Source organism: Winogradskyella forsetii, assembly GCF_013394595.1.
GTDB lineage: Bacteria > Bacteroidota > Bacteroidia > Flavobacteriales > Flavobacteriaceae > Winogradskyella > Winogradskyella forsetii.
On sequence record NZ_CP053348.1, the window covers coordinates 3,622,483 to 3,635,516 of the forward strand.

Below are 13,034 nucleotides of genomic sequence, written 5' to 3' on the forward strand. Positions count from 1 at the left end.
GTCATTAAAACATTAAAGTCTTATTGACCCGAAAATACTGATTTTTCTTCATCACTAAAAGCTTTGGACTGTAAAATATAGTCTTTGATGTGATGTCGTAAATTAGAAGATTTTATATTTTTAAATTGTTTTAAGATAAACTGTTTATCTTCCTCGATATGCTCTTTATATTTTAAAATTTTAGGCATGTTTTCTTGGATCCCCAACCTAATAAAACGAATTTCGATATTATTTGGTGCTTTTTCAATAGCGTATTCCACATAAGAAACCCCTTCGACAACACGCGCTTTTTTGTCCTTAATTTTAGACTCGTTTTTAGCCAACATGGTAATTGCAGCCCCTTTATAAGCCACCAAAGTCATATCATCATTTTTTGTGACGTCAGAAAGCAATTTGTTAAAAGCCTCAATTTTAGTATCATCTTGAGCAGCTTCTTTATAGGCTTTTCTAACAGTATTAATATCTGTTGAGAACAGCGTGATACTTAGTGCTAATATGATAACATTTAAAAACTTCATGTTTAATTATTTCGTTACGAAATTAGACGTGGATTTTAAAGCCACAGTCTCTTCAAATTTAGAGGTGTTTCTCACTTTATAACCTTCATCCGTTTCGGTAATTTCGAGTTGTATTTTTAATTTTGGTGTTTTAAACGGGTTGATTATAGCCATAAATTTAATATTACTGGCAGACTGCATAAACAAGGTTTTCTCTGTAATCTTCTCCGTAATTTCTTTAATAATTTGCATCATACAAACACCTGGCATTACTGGATTGTCTGGGAAATGCCCATCAAAAACGATATGGTCTTTGTTGATTGTGATTTTAGCTGTGGCAGACATATCTGCAACACTTAAATCGTCTAATGTATATAATCCTTCTAGTTTGCTCATTTAAAAATCGAATTTATAAGTTGCTCCAATTTGAACTACCTTGTTTAATACTAAATTATCAATATTAGTATCTTCGTAATCGTTGGTGTTAACGTTCCTGCCAAAAACATCAACTATCCCGATATTATATCTTGCTTCAATACCCAACCCAAAAGGAAACTCATAACCTAAACCTCCAAAAAACAAAAAGTCAAAATCTTCTAAGTCATCATTAAAGCTATTCAAATTATCTCCCACTTTAATGTTTATTGCAGGTCCAATAATGAAGTTTAGCCCCATGTCCTTAAAAGGCGCGAATTTGTTTGTTATAGCCATACCCACATATTGAATCTCGAGGCTTTCAAATCCCGAAAATTTTGCTTTACCACCTTGTCTTGAGTAGTTTATTTCTGGTTGAAGCGTGTAAAAATTGGCTAATTTAATAGCTGCAAATCCACCAATGTAAAAATCTACCTTATCATCAAAATTCGAATTGGTAAGATTGGCAAAATTAACGCCGCCTCTCACACCAGGTCTAATTTCGACTTGAGAAAATAAGGTTGAACTCATGGTAATAAACGCTAATACTAGAAATAAGTTTTTCATTTAATTAATTGATTTGAGGTTGATGTAAAGAATTTATTTATACGGTTTCAATTTGCTAAAAAACTACTCTTTTGCACCATGTCCTTGCCATTTTTAATTTCCGTAGCGATACTATGCAACTAACAAATGACTTCTACACGGCACAAAATATTTAATTCCTGCCTGACGGCGAGGCAGGTTCGCTGAAATTCAAATAGTTCAAATGAATTCTCAGTTTAATATTTGAATGTTCAATTTTAATTTGGTTTGCAATAGTATCACTAATTTCTGAAAATAAAAAAGCAACTTTTTCTTTACCATTACCAACACGCACAATTTTATCTAGTTTCTGTGATTTAAAATAAAAATGTTTCTTATTGTCCAGTTTTGTTTCATAAATCAAAGTGTCTTGTGATAAATAGGATTTTACAACTGGCAATTCTTCTTTAATAAGTGCTTTAAAGTCCTTTTTCAAAACGTTTTTTAATAGCGCTTTATCCAAAGCGTCAAGAATAAAATTAACTTTAAACGTATCATTTACAATGGAAAAGTCGAAAATTTTATTTCCCATTTCCGTAGTGAAGACAATGCGATGATTAGACTTTCCTATTTTCTTCACTATAAAAATACCGCTAAAACCCCTGTTGTAAACGCTTATATTAGCCTTATAGACATAATCTTTGGTTTCGCTTGAAAAATACGGGTTCTGGACAAAACTAATGGATGTATTGGCCAATTGAAAATCCTGCTTTTTAGGATACGATCCACAGGCTATAAAAAACATAAAAAAACTACTCAGTAAATAGCGCATCAGATAACTTGGTGTTTATTTTTCTGTTGCTAAAAACAATTCTGGTATAATCTTCGGATGGTTCAATCATTTTTACTTCCATAACATGGCCTTCCTTATTAAACATAATATGAAATGCCTTTATATATTTTGAGAATGCCTCCTGTTTTGGACTAAAATGCACTACACTATTGGCTTCGTTTTTAAAGTAGGCAATATCAAATTCTTCCTCATTAAACATATCCCCTTTTACACTATTTATGATGAGCGAATTGAGTTGTTTAAACATCTTGTTAGAACCCAAATCGATATCGCTTTTATTGCCTTCATCATTAATAAAGAGTTTATTGTTTTTAAATAAAACTGAATATTTAAAGGGATTCACATATTCCCATTTAACCATATCTGGTGCTTTGAACGCCAATTTACCAGAAGTCACAATATCATTGGATAAAAAATCCAGGTGCTTATATTGGGTAAAGTCACTCGACAAGGTGTTTATAGTAGTTGCATGTGCCTTAACCTTGGCTATTAAATCAGCCGATTCCGCATTACTCATTTTGGTCTGTGCATTTACTGCAGCAACCATAAAGCATAGGATATAAACGATATTACGCATAAGCTTTGATTTTGAATAAAGAATCTACAGTAACAGATTCGATATGTTGTTCTTGTAAAAATAGCAATAACCGTTCCAACACCACTATTGATTTTGAACTTGTATCATGAAGTAAAATCACATCGCCTTTTGAAAGATCTTTGGTTGTACGTTTAAAAATGGCTTCAGCCGTTCTGGAAGTGGTATCCAATGAGCGAACACTCCAACCAATGGGTTGCAATTGAGTGGCTATAATTGCTTTTTTTATTCTTGGATTAGTGACTGCAAAAGCTGGTCGGTAAAGTTTCATGGTGAGACCTTTGCTGTCTTTTACAATTTTATTTGTTTGTTGCAATTCTTTAATTACGTTTTCAGTTTTAAGAAAACCAAAATTATTTCCATGGGAAAAGGTATGATTTCCAACAGTATGACCTTGCTCTAAGATGTCATTGAACACTTCCGGATACGCTTCAATATGTTTACCAATACAGAAAAATGTCGCTTTGGCATTGTGTTTTTTTAAAAGCTCCAGTGCTTTGGGTGTGAATTCTGGATGTGGACCATCGTCAAAGGTGATGGCTACTTGGTTATCCTTAATTGATTTATTAGAATGCAAAGACTTGAAATGATAGTTCCATTGAATAAAAAACGAACCCGCAAGTGTCACTAGAAACCAAAAAATGGGGATAATTATTAAAAACCAAAACGTTAATCTATAAAAGTAGCTCGTTAGAAGAAAAACAAGCAAAAGGATAACTGTAATTATATTAACTGATTTATAATTTAGCATTTACTAAGTAAAGTAAAACTATGATTTTCTCCACGATACTGATTGTATAGTAAAATAGTTTTATAATTTGAGACTTGCAAATCGTTAAGTTTTACAACTTCAGGAAGGTTTTGTGTTTTTAGCATTTTTGAGGCCAACCAGACGCCAAATGAGGATGCGGTCATAAATTCGCCGCACAAATGTTTATAACATACTTGTTGTGTATTCTTAAAAATCCCCGAACTTAATTCATTATAAAACCCATCATAAGTAACATCACCATTATTTCCTAAAACGACTAAATCAACAGCTTCAATGTCCAAGTTATTTTTGTTTAAGAAGGTTTTGGCAAGCTCCGTTATTTTTGAATCCCCTAAGGTATTATAGGTTTCTAAAGCAACAATTTCAGCATAGCTAGACGTTTGCTTTTCATTTGATAACACAAAGAAATTTCCGCCTTCACTAGAAATAGTACCTGCTGTTTTTGATTGCAACAACTCTTTAGACCCTATTTTCTCTGACTTTATATGATTGATAAGTTTGTGTAACGTAGCTGTGTAATCTCCAATTTCATCAACACCGCCAACTAATATATGGTTGACCTCATCGTTTTCCAACATCAATTTAGCATCCAAAACAGCCGACTCAAAAGAAATACTTGAATGCACATACGTAAAATTATACCCTTTACATTGCAGGCTTAACGCTATTTGCCCTCCCACAGTGTTGTGTGTCGATTGAATAAAAGACGTTGGTGTTAAAAATTGTTCATCATTATCAATGAGTGCACTCAAAAACTTTTCAGAATCTCTCTGGCAGCCCATTCCTGTTCCTGTGATTATGGCATCCAAAGTTTCTAAATCCGCTTCTTTTAAAGCGATTTTTGAAGCGGCAACGCCCATTTTAACGCCTTTTGCCATTCTACGGGATTCGGCTGGAGGAATAAAATCCCTATAGTTAGGATTTACCGAAGGAATGACGTTTTCCTCATGAAAAATGATATCATCTAAAAACACTGAATTATCAAAGGTTTTCTGTGATGAAATAGAGCAAACGCTATTTATATAAACCTTTTTCATTGTGCTTTTGAAAAAATTAGGGTTGAACAATTTCCGCCAAAACCAAAAGAATTAGACATAATGGTTTGTAATTCTTTTTCTTTAAGTTCTAATTGTGGCGTTAGGCTAAATTCCTTCATTTGGGTTTTAAAATTCAAATTAGGATAGACCACATTATTTTGAAGTGCTAAAACTGAATACACAGCTTCAATAGCTCCAGCAGCAGCAAGCGTATGTCCTGTATAGGCTTTTGTTGAACTAAAATCGGGAACACCGTTTTCAAAAACTCTTATTATGGCTCTACCTTCGGATAAATCGTTATTTCCCGTTGCGGTTCCATGGGCATTGATGTAACTAATATCATCTGAAGATAGATCGGCAACTTTCAATGCTTGTTGCATGGCTAAAGTTGCGCCTTCACCATTGTCGGACGATGCCGTTTGATGATAAGCGTCATTGGCATTACCATAACCTTTCACATAGGCCAAAACAGGTTTGTTTTCGGCTTCCACAGCTTTATCTGATTCCAATACTAAAAAGGCAGCCGCTTCTCCTAAGTTTAGACCTTTTCGATTCTCATCGAATGGCGAATTATAAGTGTCCGATAAAATCATCAACGATTTAAAACCATTAATTGTGAATTTCGATAAGCAGTCTGCGCCACCGACGATAACCCTGTCTAGTTTTCCAGATTTTATTAATCGTGCACCAAGCATTATAGCATTGGCCGCAGAAGAACATGCGGTACTTATGGTCGTCACTAAACTTTGCTCAATACCTAGTTGTTCGGCGATTTTTTGGGTAGAATCGCCAGCGTGATGGCCTTCTATATACTTTTGAATGGATTTATCTTTAGGATAATCGTAATAGTAGGCTTCGGTCATATCCATTCCACCAACACTAGTTGCTGAAATTAAGCCCGTTTTATACTTGTTTATATCTGAAATTCCAGCATTTTTTAGCGCCTCTTTAGCGGCAATAACACCTAGAAATGCCGTTCTGGAATAATTGTTGTTTGAGGAAAGACCGAGTTGCTGTTCTAATTCTTGGTTGGTAAAAGCAATTTCGCCAACCATGATGTCATCCTTATGATTGGTTTGAATTTTTGAAATTCTTGAAATCCCAATTTTGCCTTCTATTAGCGATGAGTAATTTTCCTCTACATTGTTTCCAATTGCAGAAATAATTCCCATTCCAGTAATAGCGACACCTTTACTCATATTTTATAGTTCCTCTGAAGCTAGATGCTTTTTATTTGAGAACATTATTTTCTATTCAAACTTCAGTCTTAACAAGTTCTAAAGACCTCAATGGTTTCATTGTTGTTTTTGTATTTATGAGGATTAATAATCTTCCTACTTTCAGTATAGCTCAACAACGAAAACCTCTATTTTTCTTACTTTGTTCTATGCTCAGAAATATACTTTGCCAAAACCTCAATAGATTCAAAAATAGCACGACCTTCTTTTGGGTCCGCTAATTTAATACCATAATTTTTATCTAGCATAACAATTAACTCTAAGGCATCGATAGAGTCTAAACCTAAACCATCTCCAAATAATATATCGTCATCATTAATATCCTCTACGGCAATATCTTCAAGATTCAATTGCTCTACAATGTTTTCCTTTAGCTCTTGTTTTAAAGTCTCCATATTATGTATTATAAAATTTTACTATATTCTCTTTTGTGTGTGTTATTGTCCCTGTATTAGTGACTAGATACAAATAAGCATTATACTGATTCCCATCTAATTCCACCCATCCACAAAGTACTTTTTCCGCTTTTTTTGTTGACAATAAACTATTGGAATAGTCCAATAAATGTTGCGGATTAAAGTTGTCAAATATAAAAAAACTATTTTCAGAAAACAGCTTGTATTTAATACTAATTTCTCCGATGCAAATATTTGGCAATGTATATACAAAAATCGCAGGACTGGGATAGTAATTGTTTTCATCTTCAATTGACTTCTGATGCTTTCTATCCGTATCTAAACTTGAAGCTCTATTTGACAATACCACGGCAATATCATTTTCCTCGTCTCCGTTTAAATTTTCGCTTTTTAATAATACATCAGCCGCTAAAAAGGCTAATTTGCTCAAAGCATCCATTTTAAAAAACTTAGGATAATTGGTTTCAAATGACTTATAGGCTGACTTTATAAATTCTGAAAACTCAAAATTTTCACCACTATAAACCTCAGCTCCATTCAAGGAAATCGTATTGTTTTTGATGTTACAAAAAGAGGAAATATAATATTCAGAATTCATTAATAATTACTTTTTTTTGCAGACTAAAATCGTGTGGTATTCACCAACACCAATATCTTCTTTAAGCACGAGTCCTGCTTCATCAATTAATCTTAAAAACACTTGTGCTGGATACATTTTACTATTTCCGTTGGCCATTACCGTAAAATAAAGCGACGTTGCTTCTAATATAAATTTGGCATTATCAAACCGCTGTCTATCTGTAAAGGTTTCCATGATTAACAATTCAGTCTCGTCAGTCATCGAGTTTACACAAGTCGTTAAAATTTTTAAGATTTCATCTTCCGAAAAGCAATCCAAGAATTGACACATCCAAATTGTATCGGCACCAGTTGGAATTTTAGGATCAGCTTTTAGCCAATCTATCTCATAACCAGAAACCCGATTTTCAAAACCCTCCTTTTTCACATTGGCAAGTGCCACATTTAACTGTCCTGGTAAATCTATTATTTTAATGGATACGTCCTCGTTATATTTACAAGAGCTTATGGCAAATTTACCTGTATTTCCGCCAATATCGAATATGGTTTGGGGATGACTTCTAAATACGATTTTCTGTGCTTCGCTAAACACGGCATCAGAATAATGATGATCAAACTCAAACCAAGATTTTTTAATTTCAGGATTTAACTGAGATAGGCCTTCATAAATTGTATTCCAATTCCCAAATTCTTTTAATCCTTCTGGTTTTCCTGTTTTTATAGCATCATTTAGATGAAACAAACCTTTGTAGCACACTTCATTTGTAAAGTTGATATTAACATTTACGGTTTCGTTATAATTTAAAAAGTAACCCGTAGTTGTTAATTCAAAATTACCTAGTTCGTCCTTATTCACAATGTCTGAACTTTCGGCAATTTCTAACAAAACACCAAGACCATATGCACTAATTGATAGTTCTTTTGAAAGCGTTTCCAATGTAATTCCACCTTTTTTTCTTCTATCGAAAATAAGGCTGAAAACACCAAGTTTTCTTAATGAAACTGTGGCTTGAAATACAAAAGGGGCAAAAGCAATTTTTTGCGCTTCCTGAATTGCATCTATGGCTCTTAATGACGTGTTTTCCATAATTATTATTTAAACATAATTAACTTTTTTAAATATGACTGCCGTATTACAACCTCCAAAACCAGAGGCTGTTTTAAGGAAAATCTTCATTTTTTGTGTTTTGGTTTTTGTAATGACATTAATTGGTTGTGATACACCTAAACTTTCAAAACCCAAAGACGCATATAACGTGTTATTATACAGCGAATGCATTCCTACAATAGTTTCTAACAGACCCGAAGCTCCTAAGGTATGTCCAAAATAGCCTTTTAAACTATTCACAGGAACATTCTGTAATCCTGCTCTGTTAAATGCAATGGCCTCCATTTCGTCATTAAATGGTGTTGCCGTTCCGTGAGCCGAAAGATAATCAATGTTATCCTGTGAAATATCGGCTTCTTTCATTGCTGATTTTATACTTCTATATAAGCCTTCTCCAGTTCGGGATGGCCCAGAAATATGATTGGCATCATTGCAAGAGCTTTCTCCTAAAATGGTAACGGCTTCTTTAGCCAAATTAGATTTTGTATTAGTAACCAAAACACTTGCAGCAACTTCGCCAATGTTAATTCCAGTGCGATTTTCACAATAAGGTTTACAAGGTGCACTGCTTAATGCTTGAAAAGAATTGAAACCGGATAGAATAAATTCGGTTACTATATCTCCGCTTACAATAAAGACATCGTCATAAACACCTTGATTAATGAAACGTTTGGCTACAGCAACAGCGAGAACGCCTGACACACAGGCATTAGACACTACTATGGCATCATTTTTAAATTTGAAAAAATCTTTTATTATTTGTCCCAAAACACTCAAATAGGCACGTTCTTTTGGAAATTTACTGTTTTTATCTAAGACGTCTATATTTCCTTTTGTGGTAGAAATAATGAGACCAACCTTTTTATTTAAAGGAATTCCAGAAGCTTGAATAACATCATCTAAAGATGAAATCATCATCTTCTCCAAACGTGTAAAATGATCTTCTGCACCTATAGATGCAAATTTATGGTCTAATTTTTTTTGGTCAATAAGTGACGAACAAAAGGGTTGCGAGAATTTGGTCTTGTCGGTAATTAATTGTAATCCTGAAATTTCATTATGAATAGTATTCACAACCGTTTCGCTATCAAAGCCTAATGATGAAATGATGTTGTTATATGAAACATAAACCTCATTCATCTAAAAGTCCTACTTTTTGTTTCCATTCCTTGAAAAACTCTGGAATTGTTAATGCCAAATCGCCTTGTCCAATTTGATCTACAAAAACCTGAACGGTTTCACCAGTGCAAACCAATAGGTCATCTTGATTGAAAATCTCGTATCTAAATATCATTTTTGCAGCACGACTATCAATATAGCTAGTTTTTATAGTAGCAACATCTCCATAACGCAATGGTAATTTGTGTTCGCTAGTTGATTTTACGATAGGCGTAGCATAACCATAGTCTTTTTGATCCAAATAGGCAATACTATGATGCCTGCCAAAAGCCTCTCTTCCATCCTCGAAGTATTGGATATAATTACCATGCCACACAATACCTAAAGGATCAGTTTCTACAAACCGAACCCTTATCTTACTTGTGAAACTTATTTCTTTTTGTGATTTAGACGGCATTTTTCTTTTCATTATAAACAATAGCGATTAAGGTTGTGACGATAAAAAACAAAAATAGCAATGTTATTTCTGGCACAATCTCAATTAGGCTTGAATTTCGTAAAAAAACATCATAAAAGGCGTTTAATCCCCAATTCATTGGCGAAATATTTGATAATGCTTGCATAAACTGTGGCATTACGAAAACTGGTACCCAAACCCCTCCCAATGCTGCTAAAATAACGACAAAAGTTGCTCCAAATGGCGCAGATTGTTCTGGTGTTTTTGCTATAGTGCCAAGTAACAATCCTAAACCAATTGCCGCTAAACCTGCAAAAAATGCCACAACAAATAATAACGGTAATTTTCCTGAAACATCTAATGTAGGTAAGCCTATTGCCGGGAACAAATACACACCGATAAGTAACATCAAAACAAATTGAATTAAACAAACGCACAAATAGACTAGCGTTTTGCCACCAAGTACCGTAAAATAAGACACCGGATTTGTTCTTAACCGTACAAAAGTACCTTGACTTTTCTCTTTTACCATATTGATAGATAAGGGTACGATAATAAAAAATATAGCGAAAAGCGTCCAAGCCGGAACATTGTGCTGAACAGAATTTGGAACTATCACTTCATCATCATTTTTTGGTAAGATTTCTTTGAAACTAATAAAGTTTTCAGTTTCAAAAATAGATTCTGTCGGGTCATCAGTTATTTGCTCCTGAAACGCATTATAGATGGATTGGGTTTCAATTTTTGAAATCATTTTATCGATCTCATTTTTTACAGAATTCTTAAAAGCGAATTGCGTTGCCGGATCAAAATACAACTTGACTTCTTTTGCTGTAAAACTTTCTTGAGGTTGATTTTCTGTCTCTTCGAGGCCAAATTTGCTCAATATACCTTCTACATTCTGGTTGATTTTCTTTTCTAAATCTGATGATAAATCTTTGGGAATAATAATCGCTAATTGATTGGAGCCTTTAAAGACCAAGTTCTGGGCCTCGTCTTCTTTTTCGAGTTTAATAACCTTAAAAATATTAGAATCATTAAGTCCTTTTACGATAGTTTCAGAAACTGAACCTTTGTCATTATCGACTAATAGTATGGGAATTTTGCTTTCACTTATACTTTGAAAACTACTATCTTGAATTAAGGTAATAGTGACAATTAACACTAAAGGCATGATGAATAATATGGAAATACCTCCTACATCTCTGGTAAGCAGCAAGAACTCTTTATATGCGGATGCTAGTAATTTATGCATGGTCTCTTAAGGCAATTCCTGTTAGTGCTAAAAATACATCTTCGAGGTTATTAGCATTTTCTTGGTTAGTGATTAAATCTTTTGGTGTGCCTTTGGTAATTACTTTTCCGTGATCTATTATCGCAACTCTAGTGCAAAACGATTCGGCTTCATTTAAATGATGTGACGTATAGATTATAGTGGTTCCTTTTGCGTTCAAATCTTGCAAGTACTTGATGATTACATTTTTGGATTGGACATCGACACCTACACTTGGTTCATCTAAAAATAAGACTTTTGGGTCATGAAGAATACTGGCGATTAAATTAATTCTACGTTTCATACCGCCCGAAAACGTTTCAATCTTTTTGTTTGAAAATTGGGCCAAACCCAGATTTTCCAGTGATGAATTGATTCTTAATTTTAATTCTTTTCCCTTCAGTCCATACATACTTCCAAAATACATCAGGTTTTCGAAAGCCGTTAGCGTAGGATACAAAGCATATTCTTGAGGCACAATCCCAATAAGCTGTTTTAATTGCTTATTGTTTTTTTTATAGGTAAGACCATCAATGGTAAATGAGCCAGAAGTGGGCTTAATCAAAGAACATAGCAAGGAAATAATAGTGGTCTTTCCTGCTCCGTTTGGGCCTAACAAACCAAAAATTTCTTTTTTAGAAATACTCAAATCTAGATCAGAAACAGAAAAAAAATCTGCACCTTTATATTTTTTAGATAATTGATTGATTTCTATCATGGATAATAATTATATCGCCTTTTTTAATTTTTTAAAGAATAGTTCCTCTTTATCCGCAATAGTTTCTAATTGCGTCGCTACCTTATTATAGGCATCCGTTTTTGCACTTCTATTCTTATAAATTCGCGAGGCCTCCAAAGCAAAGTCTCGCCACAGATCGCCAATTTCGGTCATTTCTTTAGACAATTCCTCTAATGTACTATTATTTAAAATTTTACTGGATTCTTGTAAAAAAGCAGCATAAATATATCTAAAGCCGCCGCCACCTGTCCCGATTTCCTCTTGCATTCTAACAATCTGCCCCAAATAGTGATTAGCGACTTTAACTCCTTTTTTCTTAGGCCATTTACGGATTAATTTAGCAATATGTCTAATCCCCTTAACACCAACAATAGGTACTGGCGCCAGCATATCTCTACACGTATTTTTTATGCCTTTAATAATAGCAGATTCTATATCTAATTCTTTTGGGAAATTTATGGGATAATACATATGACCCTTTGGCGCAAAAGCACCTTTGGCAAAACGAACTTTCTCTAATTCTTTGGTTGTTAAAGTAGTAACCGTTTCCATTACGGGATCACTAATTAAATAATCACCATTTTGCTTGCCATAAACCACCAAATTATGAGCATTAAAATGAAAACGATATTCATCTGGAAAGTAGGTAAGGTTATATACGCCAACTTGAAGACCAACAGGATTGTCTTTTTCTAAATTTTCATCCAATCGTGCCTTAGCATTCTGCGGATTTTTGAATTTTTCTTTTTTAATTTTTATGCCAACGCGTTTAGCAAAGCGTTTAAAAATTTGTCCTGGCATCACCCTGTAGGTTATGGCAGGCGCATGATTGACTTTTAAGAAAGGAATATAACAAAACAACAAACCAGAGCCAATACCAAAAACCATAGGTTCACTCACGTCAAAGCCATTATGCTTCATTAAATTGGAAACCACACCGTTTTCGCAATGCGCCGTTTGGTGGTGTGTAAAATCAATTTCCATAATTAATATCCTTTAGTTGCTCAACTGAAATATCGAAAACGTCGGCATATTTTTCCAACATTTTATGAGATAGATTATTGAATGTCTTTACTTTAAAATGCCGTTTTACTTGCCATTGAAACTTCCCTACATAACTCGCTAAAATACCAATATCCATTTTGTGACATTCCATATAATATTCAATAGGACTTGTTTCACCATTTAAAACGCGCGCTTTCGCATCGTTGATACGTTCATTGATTTCTTGAAGTGCATTATCTAGAGCAATGGTTTTAGGATCCCAACCTGTACTTTTAATGGTGGTATAGTCGCCTTTTTCATCCACGGCGTAACAAATTTCCTTTATATTGTCTTTTTCTAAACCACTTTCATCCTGAGGAACATCCTTCTTTTTCATGTGTGTTGTTTTTATAGGCAATACTTCGACT

The 13,034-nt window shown here is 33.9% G+C and carries 17 protein-coding genes; all 17 read right to left on the bottom strand.

Annotation, left to right across the window (positions count from 1 at the left end):
* Nucleotides 1-20: 20 nt before the first annotated feature.
* Nucleotides 21-518: a hypothetical protein gene (locus HM987_RS15590; RefSeq protein ID WP_179008958.1), complete on the bottom strand. Its 498-nt coding sequence runs from the start codon at nt 516-518 to the stop codon at nt 21-23.
* A 6-nt stretch (nt 519-524) separates the two neighbouring features.
* On the bottom strand, nt 525-893 hold the full coding sequence (locus HM987_RS15595) for a hotdog family protein (RefSeq protein ID WP_179008959.1): 369 nt from the start codon (nt 891-893) through the stop codon (nt 525-527).
* On the bottom strand, nt 894-1,478 hold the full coding sequence (locus HM987_RS15600; protein WP_179008960.1) for a porin family protein: 585 nt from the start codon (nt 1,476-1,478) through the stop codon (nt 894-896). It abuts the gene before it with no gap.
* Nucleotides 1,479-1,629: 151 nt separating this feature from the next.
* Entirely contained in the window at nt 1,630-2,241 is a 612-nt protein-coding gene (locus HM987_RS15605) for a hypothetical protein (RefSeq protein WP_229724477.1), read from the bottom strand.
* Between the two features lie 7 nt (nt 2,242-2,248).
* On the bottom strand, nt 2,249-2,866 hold the full coding sequence (locus tag HM987_RS15610; protein WP_179008962.1) for a LolA family protein: 618 nt from the start codon (nt 2,864-2,866) through the stop codon (nt 2,249-2,251).
* Nucleotides 2,859-3,461, bottom strand: coding sequence for a polysaccharide deacetylase family protein (locus HM987_RS15615; RefSeq protein WP_229724478.1), 603 nt, complete (start codon nt 3,459-3,461; stop codon nt 2,859-2,861). Before HM987_RS15615 ends, HM987_RS15610 begins: the two co-directional genes overlap by 8 nt.
* 167 nt (nt 3,462-3,628) lie before the next feature.
* Nucleotides 3,629-4,693, bottom strand: a complete 1,065-nt coding sequence (locus HM987_RS15620) for a beta-ketoacyl synthase N-terminal-like domain-containing protein (protein WP_179008964.1) — start codon at nt 4,691-4,693, stop codon at nt 3,629-3,631.
* Nucleotides 4,690-5,892, bottom strand: coding sequence for a beta-ketoacyl-[acyl-carrier-protein] synthase family protein (locus HM987_RS15625; protein ID WP_179008965.1), 1,203 nt, complete (start codon nt 5,890-5,892; stop codon nt 4,690-4,692). Before HM987_RS15625 ends, HM987_RS15620 begins: the two co-directional genes overlap by 4 nt.
* Nucleotides 5,893-6,068: 176 nt before the next feature.
* Nucleotides 6,069-6,326: a phosphopantetheine-binding protein gene (locus tag HM987_RS15630; protein ID WP_179008966.1), complete on the bottom strand. Its 258-nt coding sequence runs from the start codon at nt 6,324-6,326 to the stop codon at nt 6,069-6,071.
* 1 nt (nt 6,327) lies between these two features.
* Nucleotides 6,328-6,945, bottom strand: a complete 618-nt coding sequence (locus HM987_RS15635; protein WP_179008967.1) for a 3-oxoacyl-ACP synthase — start codon at nt 6,943-6,945, stop codon at nt 6,328-6,330.
* 6 nt (nt 6,946-6,951) lie between these two features.
* Nucleotides 6,952-8,013 (bottom strand): methyltransferase, encoded by a 1,062-nt coding sequence (locus tag HM987_RS15640; RefSeq protein WP_179008968.1) that lies wholly within the window; start codon nt 8,011-8,013, stop codon nt 6,952-6,954.
* A 9-nt stretch (nt 8,014-8,022) separates the two neighbouring features.
* Nucleotides 8,023-9,174, bottom strand: a complete 1,152-nt coding sequence (locus tag HM987_RS15645; RefSeq protein ID WP_179008969.1) for a beta-ketoacyl-[acyl-carrier-protein] synthase family protein — start codon at nt 9,172-9,174, stop codon at nt 8,023-8,025.
* Complete coding sequence (locus HM987_RS15650) at nt 9,167-9,622, bottom strand: acyl-CoA thioesterase (RefSeq protein WP_178987435.1); 456 nt, start codon at nt 9,620-9,622, stop codon at nt 9,167-9,169. Before HM987_RS15650 ends, HM987_RS15645 begins: the two co-directional genes overlap by 8 nt.
* Nucleotides 9,600-10,865, bottom strand: a complete 1,266-nt coding sequence (locus HM987_RS15655) for an ABC transporter permease (RefSeq protein WP_179008970.1) — start codon at nt 10,863-10,865, stop codon at nt 9,600-9,602. Before HM987_RS15655 ends, HM987_RS15650 begins: the two co-directional genes overlap by 23 nt.
* A complete protein-coding gene (locus HM987_RS15660) occupies nt 10,858-11,601 on the bottom strand; it encodes an ABC transporter ATP-binding protein (protein WP_179008971.1) in 744 nt (247 codons plus the stop codon). The genes HM987_RS15655 and HM987_RS15660 overlap by 8 nt, the downstream gene beginning before the upstream one ends.
* A 9-nt stretch (nt 11,602-11,610) precedes the next feature.
* A complete protein-coding gene (locus tag HM987_RS15665) occupies nt 11,611-12,606 on the bottom strand; it encodes a BtrH N-terminal domain-containing protein (protein WP_179008972.1) in 996 nt (331 codons plus the stop codon).
* On the bottom strand, nt 12,596-13,003 hold the full coding sequence (locus HM987_RS15670) for a hypothetical protein (protein ID WP_179008973.1): 408 nt from the start codon (nt 13,001-13,003) through the stop codon (nt 12,596-12,598). The genes HM987_RS15665 and HM987_RS15670 overlap by 11 nt, the downstream gene beginning before the upstream one ends.
* Between the last annotated feature and the right edge of the window lie 31 nt (nt 13,004-13,034).